We start from the raw sequence: 15,545 nt of genomic DNA on the forward strand, positions 1-15,545 counted from the left end.
GAGCGAAAGATCGCCCCGGATCACCGGAAGGGCAAGGGGCCATTCAGAAGCGCGCCATCTGCCCCTGTACCCGCGCCAGGAAGGCCGCGCGCCGCTGGTCGCTCGCACGGTTCATGTCATACAGCGCGTGGTAGTCGATGCGCGCACGCCCGGCGGTGATGATGCGCAGATAGCGCGTGACCGCCTTGCGCGGCGGATCGCCCGCCAACACCGCCGTCCAGCGCGGCCGGCCATAGGTGCTGATCCCGGCGATCTTGCGGATGTGGAGCAGATTCGGCTTCGCCACCCCCGCCTCCAGCCGGAAGGACACGCCGGGCAGCAGCACGCGATCCATCCAGCCCTTCAGGATCGCCGGCAGGCCGAAGCACCAGGTGGGGAAGGACAGGACCAGCGCCTCCGCCTGCTCCAGCCGTCGCACGTAATCCTCCACCGGCGCACGGTTGGCCGGCACCTCGTGATAGCCGCGCCGTTCGGCCGCGCTGAGCACCGGATCGAACCCTTCTGCATACAGGTCACACAGATCGACACTGTGCCCGGCCTGTCGCAGCCCCTCCCGCGCCGCATCGCGGATCGCGGCGTGAAAACTCTCCTCCAACGGATGCGCATAGAGATACAGCACGCGCATCAGCCGGCACCCGCGATGACGGCGATATCCTCCGCCGCCAGTTCCACCGGCGTGCCGTTGCGGATCAACTCGGCAAAACCCTCATTCGGCGTCATGAAGGTCAGGCAGTACAGCTTCTCCGTCGTGTCGTTCACCACGACATGCTCGACGCCCGGTCGCAGCACGAAGGCATCGCCCGGCCCCACCGGCATCTCCACCCCATCCGCATAGGCCTTGCCCGAGCCCTTCAGGACGAAGAAGCATTCCTCCGCCACGCTGTGCGTGTTCGGCGGCGTGCGCCCGCCTGGCTCAAAGACCTCCACCACCAGGGTGAAGGTCACGCCATCCGCCAGCGGGTCGAACAGGCAGGCGAAATAATTGCTGTCACCCGGCGCGATGCGAAAACCACGCAGAGCGGCGGCACGCCGGGCGAGGACGGGGACAGACATCATCGGAACAGAACTCCATTGCGGGTACAGGCGCGATCATTGCATGACCCATGCCAGGACCACACAGGCCAGCCCCGATGCGCGTTCTGATGATCTACTGCCACCCCCGCCCCGACAGTTTCGCCGCAGCCCTGCGCGACGCCGCCCGCACGTCGCTGGAAGCCGCCGGCCATGAGGTGGAACTGCGCGACCTCTACGCCGAGGGCTTCAACCCGGCGCTGTCCGCCGAGGAACGCGGCCGCTACCACAGCGTCACCGACAACCTCGCCGGCGTCGAAACCCACGTGCACAGCCTGCAACAGGCCGACGCCCTGCTGCTGGTCCACCCGACCTGGTGGTATGGCATGCCCGCCATGCTCAAAGGCTGGTTCGACCGGGTCTGGGCGCCCGGCGTCGCCTTCAAACTGGGCGACGGCGCCATCACCCCGCTGCTGACCAACATCCGCCGCATCGGCGTCATCACCACCTACGGCTCACCCAACTGGCTGCTCTGGTACATCGGCCACCCCGATCGCAAACTGGTCAACCGCGGCATCCGCCGCCTCTGCGCCCGCGACTGCCGCACCGACTGGTACACCCTGACCCGCATGGACCACCGCACGCAGGCCGAATGCACGCGCTTCCTCACCCACGTCGAGCAGGCATTGGCACGCTGGTAGGCGAGTGGACGGGGTCTGGCAGGGGAAGGTCGCGCTGGTTGTTTGCAAGGAGGGCTCCGCCCTCCCTCCGTCGCGGCAGTGCCGCGACCCCAGCGAAGGGGCAGTGGCCCCTTCGAACCCAGGGATGAGGGGCAGGATGGAGGAGGGGCATGGCGGACGCGTCGGGCCAGGCGGTCGCGCCTTGCCCCTCCTCCATCCTGCCCCTTAACGGGATCCCAAAGGGACCACTGTCCCTTTGGCGGGGGTGCAGGGGGCAGCGCCCCATGCAATCACCAGTGCGACCTCCCCCCACCTACCCTTCCACACCCACCAGCCTGTCCAGTTCCCGCCAGTCGGGTGCGGTGGCGTCGAGCACCTGGCCGGCGCGGAGGATGATGCGGTTGGATTGGGGGCGGGAGAGGAGTTCGGTCATGAGGCGGGCGCTGTAGAGGACCAGGTCCGCGCTGGCGCCTGCGCGGATCGTGCCGTGCTCCTGGGCAAGGCCCATGGCCTCGGCGGGACGGGCCGTGGCCGCTGCGGGCCAGGTGGCGAAGGGGTGGTCGAGGTGGAGGATGCGGGCGGATTCGCGGAAGACTTCCGTCATGTCGAGGTCGCCATAGGCGTAGAAGGGGTCGCGGGTGTTGTCGGAGGCGACGGAGACGCGGATGCCGGCGGCCTGCATTTCGTGGACCAGGGTCACGCCGCGCCAGCGGGGGGTGCGGTTCGCGACGCGGTCCTGAAGGTACATGTTGCACATCGGCAGCACGACGATGTCGATGCCGGCCTCCGCCACGCGGGCGATGGTTTCGCGGGCAAAATCCTCGGGCTGGATCGAGAGGGAGCAGCAGTGGCCGCATTGGATCTTGCCGCGGAAGCCGCGCTTCAGCGCGGTGAGGGCGATTTCGCGCAGCGCGCGGGCGCCGGATTCGCCGGATTCATCGACATGCAGGTCGAGGTCGAGGCCGCGCGCTTCGGCAAGTGAGAAGAAATGGTCCAGCTCGGCCTGGAAGTTTGGGGGCAGCGCGTCGTGGATGCCGCCGGTGTGGCGGGTGACCATGCCCAGCACGCCGCCGGCTTCCGCAACGGTATTGGCCAGCGTTTCGCCATCCGGCCCCGCGAAACGGTCGAGTGGGCAGATGGAGGACATCTGCAGGGTGATGCGCCCCGCCCAGGCGTCCCGCAGTTTCCGGAAGACGCGCCAGGTGGTCAGGCCGTGCGGCAGGTAGGTGTCGAGATGGGTGCGGATGGCGACGGTGCCGTGGGCATGGGCGCAGCGCAGCGCGAAGTCGGCGCGGGCCTCGATATCCGCCTCGGACCAGGCGGCGCCGCGGTCGCCCATAACAGCCTGGATGGCGCCGGCGAAGTCGCCGGTCGGGTTGCGGGTGCGCGGCCAGATATGGCCCTTGTCGAGATGGGTATGGGCATCGAGGAAGCCGGGCCAGACCTGGCCGCCGCGCAGGTCGATGCCGGCTTGTGCCGTGCCCAGCGGCGCGAGCGCCGCGATGCGGCCGTGCTCGATGTGGATATCCAGGCGGATCAGCCCGTCCACATCCGGCGGCGTATCCAGGCCTTGTGTGAAGGCGGCATGGGCGCGCGCGTTCCGCAGCCAGTAGCTGGGACCGACAGACGAAATTTCGGCCCTCATCGACGTTCCTTCATGGCGCTTTCATGCCAGTGGCGCAGGCAGAGATGGGAGATCAGGCTCATGGCGAGAAAAATCGCGATGCCGGTCAGCGAGATCAGCACCAGCGCTGCGAACATCTTGGGGATCTGCAACTGGTAGCCGGCTTCCAGGATGCGATAGGCGAGGCCGGAGGCGCGGCCGCCCGTGCCGGCGACGAATTCCGCGACGATGGCGCCGATCAGCGCAAGGCCGCCGGAGATGCGCAGGCCTGCCAGGAAGTAGGGCATGGCGGTCGGCAGGCGCAGGTAGCGCAGCACCTGCCAGCGGCTGGCTCGGTACAGGCGGAACAGGTCCACCAGATTGTGGTCGGCGCTGTTCAGGCCGAGCGTCGTGTTCGACAGGATCGGGAAGAAGGCGACGATCCAGGCGCAGATCAGCAGCGCGATGCGGATGTCGTCCACCCAGATGATGATGAGTGGCGCGATGGCCACCACCGGCGTGACCTGAAGGATCACCGCATAGGGAAACAGCGACAATTCGATGATCCGCGACTGCGCGAACAGCACGGACAGCAGCAGCCCCAGCGCCGCGGCGACGAACAGCGCGGCGAAGGTGATCTGAAGCGTGATGAACAGAGAGACCGACAGCGAGGGCCATTCGCGGATCAGCGTTTCGAACACCGCGAGCGGCCCGGGCAGCAGATAGGGCGGGATCTCGTTGATGCGGACCACCGCCTCCCAGCCGATCAGCGCCAGCACCCCGATCAGCGTCGGCGCGAGGATGCGCAGCCAGGCCTCGGCCGTCAGTCCGAAATGCCGCGCCGCGCGGTCCTGCGCGGGTGCGTCCGCGGTCTCGCTGGAGGACAGGACAACCGTCATTCTTCCATCGCCCGATGCAATGCGGCTGAGATGTCGCGGCAATGCGCGGCATAGTCGGCGGATGTGCGAAATGCCTCGCCGCGCGGATGCGGCGCATCGACGCAGAGATCCTCCACCACCCGCCCTGGCCGCGCCGCCATGACGACGACGCGGCGGGAGAGGTAGACGCTTTCGAACACCGAATGGGTGACGAAGACGGCGGTGAATCGCTCCGCCTGCCACAGCGTCAGAAGGTCGTTGTTCAGCTTGTGACGGGTGATTTCATCGAGTGCCGCGAAGGGCTCGTCCATCAGCAGCAGCCGCGGCTTCGTCACCAGCGCGCGGGCAATGGAGACGCGCATCTTCATGCCGCCGGAAAGGGCACGCGGATAGCTGTCCTCGAAGCCCGCCAGCCCGACGGAGGCCAGCGCATCCCGCGCCCGACGCTCCGCCATGTAGCGCGCCATGCCGGTCAGGCGCAGCGGCATCATCACGTTCTTCAGGGCCGTGGACCAGGGCATCAGGGTCGGCTCCTGGAAGACGAAGCCGATATCCCCGGTCTCCCCACCACCGGCCATCTCGACGCGGCCGGAGGAAGGCGGAATCAGCCCCGCCATCATCCGCAGCACGGTGGATTTGCCGCAGCCCGAGGGGCCGAGCAGCGAGACGAAATCCCCCCGCGTCACCGACAGATCCACGCCCCTGACGGCCAGCGTCCCATTGGCGTAGCGCTTGGTCACACCCTCCAGCGTGATGACGGAGGCGGGTCCCTTCGGCTCCGCCTCAGGCAAGACCGACCCGCTTGTTCACGAAGTCCAGGCTGAAGGCCTTGGTGTAGTCCATGCCTTCGGGATAGCGGCCGACGTCGCGCATACCCTCATAGAAGGACTTCCAGCGCGCCTCCGTCATGGCACCGATGCCGAGTTGCAGCGAATCGCCGGAATGCACGATGCCGGCCTCGTTCATCACACGGACCGCATAGGCGATCTTGGCGTCGTCCATTTCCGGATTGTCGCGCTTGATGGCGGTGTTGGCGGCGGCGACATCCTGGCCGGCCATGTAGCTGGCCCAGCCCTCGATCGTCGCATTGACGAAGCGCTGCACCAGATCCTTCTTCTCCGCCACCATGCGGCGGGAGACGTCGATGGTGGTCTGGTAGTTCTGGTAGCCGGCATCCGCGATCAGGAACACCTTCGGCCGCGCGCCCGCCTGCAGGGCGGCGAAGGGCTCGGAGCTGATGAAGCCCTGCTGGATCGCCATGCGATCCGCCATGAAGGGGCCGACATTGAAGGTGTAGGGCCGGATCTGCTCATCGGTGAAGCCGAAGCGGGCCTTCAGGAAGGGCCAGTAGGTGACGCGGCCGGAGGCGCCGATCAGCACCGGGCGGCCCTTCATGTCCTCGAAGGAATTGATGCCATTGCCCTCATGCGTCATCAGGATCTGCGGATCCTTCTGCATGATGGCGCCGATGGTCAGGAAGGGCAGGTTCTCCCGCACATAGTTCAGCGCCTGGAAGCCGTTGGACATGATGAAGTCCACCCGGCCGGCCAGCAGCAGCTGCGCAGGGTTCTGCTGCGGCCCGCCCATGCGGATTTCGCAGTCGATCCCGTGCCGGCGATAGATGCCGGCGGCGACCGCCTGGTAGTAGCCGCCATGTTCCGCCTGGGCGCGCCAATTGGTCTGGAAGGACACCTTGTCCAGCGTCTGCGCCAGGGGGATGCGGGCGCCCGCCACGGCGGTCAGGGCCAGGGCGCCTCCCCCTGTCAGCAAGGCGCGACGCTCGAAGCGATAACGTGTCCGCATTCGCAGAACCCTCCATCCCAGCGGCATTGCGACGTAACCAGCCATGTATCAAGGCAGGCTTCGCGCGGCGGCAAGGGTCAGCAAGGGTCATGCCAGCCCGAATGGTGCGCCGGCCTCGCCACCCCACGTGCCGTCGCGCCTATATGGATGGCATTCGCTAATTTTTTGGGCATATGAGACGCCCCTCATTGCGCTGGCAGCCGCAATCACCGCCCCCGCCCGCCCTGGCGCCGTGGCATCCGGTTTGCCAGACTGTTCGGGTGACCGACCCCCATCCCCATCTGGTCCTCGACCGGTTGACCAAGCGCTACGGCAGCCATGCGGCTGTCGATGGCGTGTCCCTGGCCGTCGCGCGCGGCGAATGCATTGCCCTTCTAGGCCCCTCCGGCTGCGGCAAGACCACCACGCTGCGGCTGGTGGCGGGCTTCATCCTGCCGGATGAGGGCCATATCCTGCTGAACGGCACAGCGATCGAGCGCGCGCCGCCGCATCGCCGCCAGATCGGCATGGTTTTCCAGAACTACGCGCTGTTTCCGCATCTGACCGCCGCCGGCAATGTCGCCTTCGGCCTGGAGATGCGCGACGTGAACCGCGCCGAGCGCGACAAGCGGGTGATGGAGGCGCTGGCCATGGTGGGCCTCGCGCATCTGGCGGACCGCTATCCAGCGCGCATGTCCGGCGGCCAGCAGCAGCGCATTGCCCTGGCAAGGGCCTTGGTGATCCGCCCCGATCTGCTGCTGCTGGATGAGCCGCTGTCCAACCTCGATGCAGGGCTGCGCGTGGAGATGCGGGAGGAGATCGCCCGGCTGCGCGACGCCGCCGGCATCACCACCCTTTTCGTGACCCATGACCAGGAGGAAGCGCTGGCCCTGGCCGACCGCGTCGCCGTGATGGATCGCGGCCGCATCGTCGAATGCAGCGCGCCGGCGGAGCTGACGGAACGCCCGCGGCACCTGTTCACCGCCGGCTTCCTGGGCGCCCGCAGCGTGCTGCCCGGCCGGGTGGAGAATGGCATCTTCGATGCCGGCGGCGGCCTGGTGCTGGCACTGCCGCCAGAGGCCCCTGCCCGTGCGACCCACCTGGTGCTGCGCGCCGCCCGCATGGCCCTGCTGCCGCCCGGCGCCACGCCCGCCAGCGTGACCGTCGCCGCCACCACGCGGCTGGATGACAGCACCCATTACGAGGTGATGCTGGGCGACCGCACCATCCGCGTCCATCGCCCGAGCGCGGAGCCGGTCTTCGCCCCCGGCACGGTCCTGTCCCTTGCAGCGCCCAATGACTCGATCGCCTGGATCGAGGATTTTTCCGACGTCACCGGAGCCATGCCATGACCTTCGCCCCCACCCGCCGCGGCCTTCTGGCCGCCACCGCCCTGGCCGCCCCCGCCATCTGGGGCCGCGACGCCGTCGCCCAGATCCGCCGCGGCGATGAGCTGACCGTCGGCATCTGGGGCGGGGCGCAGGAGCGCATCACCCGGCAATACTGCGTCGAGCCGCTGGAGCGGCAGCACGGGGTGAAGATCAACTACGTGCTGGGCGGCACCACGGAACGCCGGGCGCGCGCCTATGCCGAGCGCGGCCGCCCCTCCTTCGACCTGCTCTACCTGAACATCTTCGAAAGCCGGCAGGCGGTGCGCGACGGCGTGACCCTGGCGCCCAGCGCCAATGTGCCGAATTTCGAGAACCTCTATCCGCTGGCCCGCATCGGCGGCTATGGCGTGGCCTTCAACCCGGTGACCATCGTCTATGACCGCCGGGCCGTGGCGGCGCCGATGACCTCCTGGAAGGATTTCTGGCGCGACGACCTGAAGGGCAAGGTGATCTGGCCGACCTATCCGGGCGCCCAGGGTACGGCCGGGCTGCTGATGGCCGCCAAGGTCTGGGGCGGGTCGGAGACCAATATCGACCCCGCCTTCCGCAAGATCGCCGAGCTGAAGCCCTTCGCCGCCATCCAGGGCAGCCAGGACCAGCTCTATGGCATGTTCGACCAGCGGGTCGGCGCGGCCTCGGTGGAATTCGGCAGCTTCACCCGCACCTATGCCGAGACCCGCAACCCGAACATCGTGATCGCGGAGCCGGAGGAAGGCCAGGCGGTCGCCGCCAATTACGCCTGCATCACCACCGGCACCCGCAACCAGGCACTGGCCGAGGCCTTCGTGAACCTGCACCTCAGCCCGGAATGCCAGAAGGCCTATGCCGAGCAGACCTATTACAGCCCGACCATCAAGAACATCACCCTGCCGCCGGACCTCGCCGCGAAGCTCATCATGGGCGAGGACGCCGTGGCCAAGCTGATCGACTTCGACTGGGACCTGGTGATCCGCAACCAGGGCCGCTGGTCCAGCCGCTTCACCCGCGAAATCGCGGGCTGAACCCACAGGGCTGACGGGAATGCAGGATTCCAGGCGGGCGGGGCTTCTGGCCCTGCCCTATCTGCTGTGGCTGCTCGCCGCCTTCGCCGCACCGCTGGGCGCCGTCGCGCTGCTCTCCGTGCAGGAGAGCAGCGAGATGTTCGCGCCGCTGTCGCTGTGGCCCTCCGCCGCGCAGTATGAGGAGATCCTGCTCGACGCCTTCTTTCAGCGCCTGCTACTGAACACCATGCTGCTGGGGCTGGCGGTGGCCGGCGTTTCCGCCCTGCTGGCCTATCCGCTGGCGCTGTGGCTGACGCGGCTGTCGCCCCGCGGAAAACCCTTCGGCTTCGCCATCATCCTGGTGCCGCTGCTGACCAATGTGGTGGTGCGCTCGCTTGGCATCATCCTGCTGCTGGCGCCGCAGGGCGTGGTTTCCAACATCGCCCAGGCGCTGGGCTTCCCACCGGTGAACCTGTTGTTCGGCTGGTTCGCCGTCGGCGTCTCCCTGGTGCAGGTCTTCCTGCCCTTCATGGTTCTGGCGCTCTACGACGTGCTGGAGGCGCAGGAGCGACGGCTGGAGGAAGCGGCGGCGGGACTCGGCGCCGGCCCGGCGATGCGTTTCTGGCGCGTCACCTTCCCGCTGTCCCTGCCCGGGCTGCGCGGCGGGCTGACGCTGGTCTTCCTGATGGCCTCGACCGCCTATGTCTCCGCCACGCTGGTCGGCGGGCGCAAGGTGCAGGTCACCGGCATGGTCGTGCTGCGGGAGGGGATGGAAATCCTGAACTACCCGCTGGCCTCGGCGCTGGCGATGCTGATGCTGGCAAGCTCCGTCCTCGTCACCCTGGTCATCGCCCGGCTGATCGGCTTGGCCACGCCCTGGCTGGCCGCTCGCGCGCCCCGGCGCTGGCCTGAGTTGCCGCCCGCCGCCCGCCGTGCGCTGGTGAAGGTTTCAGAGGGCCTGGCGCCCATCCTGTATCCGGTGCTGCTGGTCGCTGGCATCGGCATCCTGATGTTCCCGCTGCTGCTGGTGGCCGTCGCCTCGGTGAATGACAGCCCGCAGGCCACCGTCGCGCAATTCGTCGGCTTCACCTGGAAATGGTACGGGATGGTGCTGGAGAATGAGCGCTACCTGTCGGACGCCTGGACCAGCCTGCAACTGGCGCTCGCCTGCGTCGCCATCTCCCTCGCTCTGGCCCTGCCCGCCGCCTTCGCTTTGGTGCGCGGCGGCTTCGCGGGGAAGGAGGCGCTGGGCGCCTTCCTGATGCTGCCGCTGGCCCTGCCCGGCATCGCCATCGGCCTGGGCATGCTGCGGCTGCTGCAATGGTTCAACCAGGTGCCGCCCTTCCTCGGCGTGCTGGCGGTGCATGTGGTGCTGGTCACGCCCTTCATGCTGGCCCTGCTGCGCGCTTCGGTGGCCCAGCTCGACCGGGGGCTGGAGGAAGCGGCGGGCGGGCTGGGGGCGACGCCCGCCCGCGTGTTCCGCCGCGTCATCCTGCCGCAGCTCGCCCCCGGCATAGCGGTGGCCTGCGTCATCGGCTTCCTGATGTCCTTCGGCGAGGTCACCGTCACCGCCTTCCTGACCACCGCGCGGCTGCAGACCCTGCCGGTGCGGATCTATGCGGAGGCGACCTTCAGCCTGGAGAACACGGTGAACGCCATCTCCACCATCTTCATCCTGGTGACGGTAGCGCTGCTGGTGCTGGTGAATCGGCTGATGCCGCTGGACCGGGTCTGGAAGCGGTAGCGGCGAGAAAATAGCGCCGCCTGTCGAAATGGCAGCGGCGCGGGTGTCTTCCTTTCAGCTAGGCAATAGGGGGGTCGGATTGGCCACCCCCCGCCCGGCGCGAAGGAGAGACCCCGATGCAGTTCATGATGCTGCTGACCGAGACCGCGACCGAATTCGCCCATCGCGACGATCCGGAAAAGGCCCCGGCCTATTGGGCCGGCTGGACCGCCTTCATCGGCGCCATGGCACAGGCCGGCGTCATTGTTCGTGGCGATGGCCTGCAACCCCCGTATTCCGCAACCACCCTGCGCATCCGCGACGGCAAGCCGCTCGTGCAGGACGGCCCCTTCGCCGACAGCAAGGAACAGCTCGGCGGCTATTTCATCATCGAGGTGCCGGACCTCGACACCGCCCTGGCCTGGGCGGCGCGCGCACCCTCGGCCAGCTATGCCGCGGTGGAAATCCGCCCCCTGCTGCCGCCGATGCCCAGCCTCGGCGGGTGAACGAGGACGCGGCAAGGTACGCCGCGGAACAGGCGGCGCGCACCGCCCATGGCCGCCTGGTCGCGCGCCTCGCATCCCGGTCCCGCGACATCGCCGGGGCCGAGGATGCGCTGGCGGAGGCCTTCGCCGCCGCGCTGCGCCACTGGCCATTGCGCGGCGTGCCCGCTTCGCCGGAGGCCTGGTTGCTGACCGCGGCGCGCAATGCCCAGCGCAATGCAGGCCGTCATCGCCGTGTCCAGAACGCCGCAATCCGCGATCTCGAATTGCGGCAGGCGGAGCTATCCGCGCCAGCCTCCGACTGGCCGGATGACCGCCTGAAGCTGCTGTTCGTCTGTGCCCATCCGGCCATCGATGCGGCCATCCGCACGCCGCTGATGTTGCAGGTGGTGCTCGGCCTGGATGCCGCGCGCATCGCCAATGCGCTGCTGCTGGCGCCCGCCGCCATGGGCCAGCGCCTGGTGCGCGCCAAGGCGAAGATCCGCGACGCCGGCCTGCGCTTCGCCCTGCCTGAGCGGGAGGAGATGCCCGCGCGCCTCGCGGAGGTGTTGGAAGCCATCTACGCCGCCTATGGCACCGGCTGGGACGGCGCCGGCACCCTCGCGCAACAGCCGGGCGGCCTCGCGGAGGAGGCGATCGCGCTCGGCCGGCTGCTGGTAGCGGAACTGCCGGACCAGCCGGAGGCCAAGGGCCTGCTCGCCCTGATGCTGCATTGCGAGGCGCGTCGCGGCGCGCGGCGCGATGCGGAGGGGCGCTTCGTGCCGCTGGTCCGGCAGGATACGCGGCTATGGGCGCGCGCATCGATGGCGGAAGCCGAGCAACTGCTGATGGATGGCGCCCGCGCCGGCCGCTTCGGCCGCTTCCTTTGCGAGGCGGCGATCCAGTCCGTGCACGCCCAGCGTGCCACCACAGGCCGCACCGACCATGCGGCGCTGCGCCTGCTCTACGACCTTCTGGCCGAGCAGGCGCCCAGCCTGGGCGTGCTGACGGCGCGCGCCGCAGCCTTGCTGGAAGCGGGCGATCCGAGGGCCGCCGAGGCCGCGCTGGCGGCACTGCCGGCCGCGCGCGTCGTGTCCTACCAGCCCTTCTGGGTCACGCGCGCCGCCTTGCTGCGCCACCAGGGAAGGCTGGCGGAGGCCGATGAAGCACGCCGCCGGGCCGTCGGGCTGACCGAGGATCCGGCAATCCGCGACTTTCTCCAGGAGGATTGACGTTCCGGCCCCGGGCGGCGCATGCTTTCGTCAAGAAGGACGACGTCCTGTATTGCGAGACGACTATCTCGCAGGACGAGGGAAGGAAATGCAGTGCCGGATGATGTGCGAAGCGCCGTCGCGCGCCCTGTCGCCGTGACCACGGGCTATGCGCTGGCCGTGGATATCGGCGGCACCTTCACCGATGTCGTGCTGCGCCACGGCAATGGCCTGGCCGTCACCGACAAGACGCTGACCACCCACCGCAACTTGCTGGAAGGCTTCTTCCGGGCCGTGGATCTGGCGCTGTCCCGCGCCGGCATCGGCGCGGATGCGGTGACGGAGGTGACGGTGCACGCCACCACCCTGGTCACCAATGCGGTCATCGAACGCCGCGGCCCGCCCACGGCCCTGCTGGCCACCAAGGGGTTCCGGGACGTGCTGCGCATCCGCAACGAGCATCGCTACGACATGTTCGACCCACAGATCGAATTCCCCGATCCGCTGGTGCCGGATGCGCTGGTCTTCACGCTGGACGAGCGCTTGCTGGCCGATGGCAGCGTGGCGAAGCCGGTGGATGCGGCGGAGGCCGCGGCCGTGGCCCGCGCCATGCAGGCCGCCGGCGTGCAGGCGGTGGGCATCTGCCTGCTGAACGCCTATCGCAATGGCGCGCATGAACGTGCGGCGCGGGATGCCATCCAGGCCGCGGCGCCGGGCATGGCGGTGACGCTCTCCTCCGAGGTTTCGCCGCAGATCCGCGAATATCCACGCGCTTCCACCACGGTGATGAACGCCTATACCCAGCCGATCGTGGCGCCCTATCTGGAGGCACTCTCGGCGGAGCTGCGGCGGCGCGGCTTCCCGAACCGGCCGCTCATCATGCTGTCCAATGGCGGCGTGGTCGGCACCAGCGTGGCGGGTGGCTTTCCGGTACGCATGATCGAGAGTGGCCCGGCGGCCGGCGCTTTGGCCGCGGCCCACTTTGCCGAGGTGATGAACTTCGAAAAACTGCTGTCCTTCGACATGGGCGGTACCACCGCCAAGGCCTGCCTGATCCTCGACCGCCGCCCGCTGGTGGCCGGGGAATTCGAGGTGGACCGGCGTTACCGCTTCAAGCCGGGCAGCGGCTTTCCCATCACCATCCCCGCTGTCGACATGATCGAGATCGGCGCCGGCGGCGGCTCCATCGCGCGCATCGACAATCTCGGCCTGCTGAAGGTGGGGCCGCGCAGCGCGGGGTCGGAGCCGGGTCCCGTCTGCTACGGCCGCGGCGGCACGCAGCCCACGGTGACGGATGCGGATGTGGTGCTCGGCCTGCTGGATGCCGAGCGGTTCCTGGGTGGCGACATGAAGCTGGACCGCGCCGGCGCCACCGCCGCGCTGGGGGCGCTGGGCGAAAAGCTCGGGGTGGATGCGGTGACCGCGGCGCGGGGCGTGTTCGAGGTGGTGTGCGAGCAGATGGCCGGCGCGGCCCGCGCCCATGCCACGGATCGGGGCCTCGATTGGCGTGGCTTGCCGATGCTGGCCTTCGGCGGCGCAGGGCCGGTGCATGCCTGCCGGGTGGCGGAGCTGCTGGAATGCTCGCAGGTGGTCTTCCCGCCGATGGCCAGCGTGCTGTCGGCCTTCGGCACGCTGGTCTCGCCGGTGCGGCTGGACCTTGTGCGCTCCGCGCTCTCGCCGCTGCCGACGCTAGATTGGGCGGCGACGCGGGCGCTGGTGGATTCCATGGCCAGAGAAGGCCGCGCCGCGCTGGCAGAGGCCGGCGTGAAGCCTTCTGACGCCACGCTGGAGCTCGCCGTCGACTGTCGCTACCGCGGCCAGCAGAACGAGGTCACAGCGGACCTCCCGCTCGCCGTGCTGGACGCCGGCGACGCGGCAGCGCTGCGCCAGGCTTTCGAGGTCGCCTACCAGGCCCTCTACGGCATCACATTGCCCGACGTGCCGGTGGAGGTCGTCACCTGGCGCCTCGCCGCGCGCGGGCCGATTCCGCAGGCGAGCCCGCCACCCGCCGCCGGCGGCAGCGTCGCAGCCCCGCGCACCCAGCGCGCCGTGGCGGTGGAGCCCGCCGTACCGCAGGTGCCGGTCTACGACCGTGCCTCGCTCGCCGTCGGCCAGCGCGTCGCCGGGCCGGTCATCATCGAGGAACGGGAAACCACGCTGGTGGTGCTGCGCGGCTGGTCCGCCAGCGTGCACCCCACCGGCGCCGTGGTGGCGGAGCGCGCGGCATGAGCAAGCTGGATGGCATCGCCCTGGAAATCCAGTGGTCGAACCTGATCGCCACCGTCACCGAACAGGCACGCGCGCTGCAGCGCATCGCCTTCAGCCCGATCGTGCGCGAGGCCGGTGACCTCGCCACCGCATTGTTCGATCGGCAGGGTCGCATGGTGGCGCAGGCGGTGACGGGCACGCCCGGCCACATCAACAGCCTCGCTGCCGCGGGCCAGCATTTTGTCCGCGAATTCCCGCCCGATACGCTGCATCCGGGCGATGTGCTCATCACCAATGATCCCTGGCTGAGCGCGGGGCATTTCTTCGACATCACGGTGATGACGCCGGCGTTTCGGGCCAAAGGGGGAAAAGACTGCTGCATCGGCTTCTTCGGCAGCACGATCCACCACACCGATATCGGCGGCTATGGGGTCGGCGCCGGCGCCCGCGACGTGCATGAGGAAGGCCTGTGGATTCCACTGGCAAAGCTCTATGAGAAGGGCGTGCCGAACGCGCTGCTGCACAGCATCATCCGCCGCAATGTGCGCACGCCCGAGCACGTCTCGGGCGATCTCGCCGCGCAGGTCGCCGCGGGGCGCGTCGGTGCGGCACGGCTGAATGCGCTCTGCGACCGCACGGGCATGGAGGATATCCAGCTTCTCGCCGAAGCCATTCTCGACCGCTCGGAACAGGCGACCCGGGACAGCATCCGCAAGCTGAAGCCGGGCACCTATCACGGCGAGAGCATCTTCGACGTGCCGGGCGGCGCCAGGATCACGCTGAAGGCCGCCGTCACCGTGGATGCGGAAGCCGGCGACCTCATCATCGACTTCACCGGGAGCAGCCCGGAGGCGCCGATCGGCATCAACGTGGTGCTCAACTACACCGCCGCCTATGCCAACTTCGCCGTGCGTGCCTGCCTCGACCCCGACCTGCCCAACAATTTCGGCAGCCTGCTGCCCGTAAAAGTCGTGGCGCCGGAAGGCTGCATCGTGAACTGCCGCTACCCCGCGCCCGTCAATGCGCGGCATGTGGTCGGCATGTATGTGCCGATGCCCGTGCTGAAGGCGCTGCATCAGGTGATGCCGGACCGCGTGCTGGCGGAAGGCTCCGGCGCCGTCTGGACCATCCAGATCCAGGGCCGCGCGGAGGACGGCACGCCCTTCACCTCCTCCATGTTCAACTACTCCGGCGGCATGGGCGCGCGGCAGGACAAGCCGGGGCTGGACGCCACCTGCTACCCGACCGGCGTGGCGGCCGTGCCGGTGGAGGTGCTGGAAGCCGCCATGCCCATCGTCTTCACGCGCAAGGAGCTACGCCCGGGATCGGGCGGCGCCGGACGGCAGCGCGGTGGCGATGGCCAGTTCATCGGTTTCCGCATGCGCACGAAGGAAGCCTGGCTTCTGAACGTGGTCGCCAGCCGCACGGAACTCGGGCCGGAAGGCCTGGAAGGTGGCGAGGGCGGGAAGCCGGGACGCTTCCTGGTGAACGGCCAGCCGGTCAACAAATCGCAGAAGATGGCGATGGCCGCGGATGACGACGTGATGATGGAAACGCCGGGCGGCGGGGGCTACGGTCCCCCCACCTGAACGACAG

14 protein-coding genes are annotated in these 15,545 nt (G+C 68.8%); 8 read left to right on the top strand and 6 right to left on the bottom strand.

What is annotated here, in order from left to right; genetic code table 11:
* Positions 1 to 43: 43 nt before the first annotated feature.
* Positions 44 to 625: an NAD(P)H-dependent oxidoreductase gene (locus JJQ90_RS01425; RefSeq protein ID WP_216872686.1), complete on the bottom strand. Its 582-nt coding sequence runs from the start codon at positions 623 to 625 to the stop codon at positions 44 to 46.
* Complete coding sequence (locus JJQ90_RS01430; RefSeq protein WP_230410296.1) at positions 625 to 1,056, bottom strand: cupin domain-containing protein; 432 nt, start codon at positions 1,054 to 1,056, stop codon at positions 625 to 627. Before JJQ90_RS01430 ends, JJQ90_RS01425 begins: the two co-directional genes overlap by 1 nt.
* Before the next feature lie 74 nt (positions 1,057 to 1,130).
* Here JJQ90_RS01430 and JJQ90_RS01435 point away from each other — a divergent pair, with 74 nt between their 5' ends.
* Entirely contained in the window at positions 1,131 to 1,712 is a 582-nt protein-coding gene (locus tag JJQ90_RS01435) for an NAD(P)H-dependent oxidoreductase (RefSeq protein WP_216872687.1), read from the top strand.
* A gap of 292 nt (positions 1,713 to 2,004) precedes the next feature.
* On the opposite strand, the gene JJQ90_RS01440 is transcribed toward JJQ90_RS01435, so the two are convergent.
* Genes JJQ90_RS01440 through JJQ90_RS01455 form a run of 4 tightly spaced genes read right to left on the bottom strand, consistent with a single transcriptional unit; the run spans position 2,005 to position 5,975 of the window.
* The gene (locus JJQ90_RS01440; protein ID WP_216872688.1) at positions 2,005 to 3,336 is read right to left on the bottom strand and encodes a cytosine deaminase; all 1,332 of its coding nucleotides are present in this window, start codon (positions 3,334 to 3,336) and stop codon (positions 2,005 to 2,007) included.
* Positions 3,333 to 4,193: an ABC transporter permease gene (locus JJQ90_RS01445; protein WP_216872689.1), complete on the bottom strand. Its 861-nt coding sequence runs from the start codon at positions 4,191 to 4,193 to the stop codon at positions 3,333 to 3,335. Before JJQ90_RS01445 ends, JJQ90_RS01440 begins: the two co-directional genes overlap by 4 nt.
* Positions 4,190 to 4,963: an ABC transporter ATP-binding protein gene (locus JJQ90_RS01450; protein ID WP_216872690.1), complete on the bottom strand. Its 774-nt coding sequence runs from the start codon at positions 4,961 to 4,963 to the stop codon at positions 4,190 to 4,192. The genes JJQ90_RS01445 and JJQ90_RS01450 overlap by 4 nt, the downstream gene beginning before the upstream one ends.
* Positions 4,956 to 5,975 (bottom strand): ABC transporter substrate-binding protein, encoded by a 1,020-nt coding sequence (locus JJQ90_RS01455; protein WP_216872691.1) that lies wholly within the window; start codon positions 5,973 to 5,975, stop codon positions 4,956 to 4,958. Before JJQ90_RS01455 ends, JJQ90_RS01450 begins: the two co-directional genes overlap by 8 nt.
* Positions 5,976 to 6,235: 260 nt before the next feature.
* On the opposite strand from JJQ90_RS01455, the gene JJQ90_RS01460 reads away from it, so the two are divergent.
* From JJQ90_RS01460 to JJQ90_RS01490, 7 genes are all read left to right on the top strand, one after another.
* Entirely contained in the window at positions 6,236 to 7,306 is a 1,071-nt protein-coding gene (locus tag JJQ90_RS01460; protein ID WP_329959342.1) for an ABC transporter ATP-binding protein, read from the top strand.
* A complete protein-coding gene (locus tag JJQ90_RS01465) occupies positions 7,303 to 8,346 on the top strand; it encodes an extracellular solute-binding protein (protein WP_216872693.1) in 1,044 nt (347 codons plus the stop codon). Before JJQ90_RS01460 ends, JJQ90_RS01465 begins: the two co-directional genes overlap by 4 nt.
* 19 nt (positions 8,347 to 8,365) lie before the next feature.
* The gene (locus JJQ90_RS01470) at positions 8,366 to 10,069 is read left to right on the top strand and encodes an ABC transporter permease subunit (protein ID WP_216872694.1); all 1,704 of its coding nucleotides are present in this window, start codon (positions 8,366 to 8,368) and stop codon (positions 10,067 to 10,069) included.
* Between the two features lie 116 nt (positions 10,070 to 10,185).
* Positions 10,186 to 10,554 carry a YciI family protein gene (locus tag JJQ90_RS01475; protein ID WP_216872695.1) on the top strand — a complete coding sequence of 123 codons (369 nt, stop codon included), beginning with the start codon at positions 10,186 to 10,188 and terminating at the stop codon, positions 10,552 to 10,554.
* Positions 10,551 to 11,762 (top strand): RNA polymerase sigma factor, encoded by a 1,212-nt coding sequence (locus JJQ90_RS01480; RefSeq protein WP_216872696.1) that lies wholly within the window; start codon positions 10,551 to 10,553, stop codon positions 11,760 to 11,762. The genes JJQ90_RS01475 and JJQ90_RS01480 overlap by 4 nt, the downstream gene beginning before the upstream one ends.
* A 93-nt stretch (positions 11,763 to 11,855) precedes the next feature.
* Complete coding sequence (locus JJQ90_RS01485) at positions 11,856 to 13,970, top strand: hydantoinase/oxoprolinase family protein (protein ID WP_216872697.1); 2,115 nt, start codon at positions 11,856 to 11,858, stop codon at positions 13,968 to 13,970.
* A complete protein-coding gene (locus tag JJQ90_RS01490; RefSeq protein WP_216872698.1) occupies positions 13,967 to 15,538 on the top strand; it encodes a hydantoinase B/oxoprolinase family protein in 1,572 nt (523 codons plus the stop codon). Before JJQ90_RS01485 ends, JJQ90_RS01490 begins: the two co-directional genes overlap by 4 nt.
* Positions 15,539 to 15,545: the final 7 nt, after the last annotated feature.

This window comes from Falsiroseomonas oleicola (assembly GCF_019029495.1).
GTDB lineage: Bacteria > Pseudomonadota > Alphaproteobacteria > Acetobacterales > Acetobacteraceae > Falsiroseomonas > Falsiroseomonas oleicola.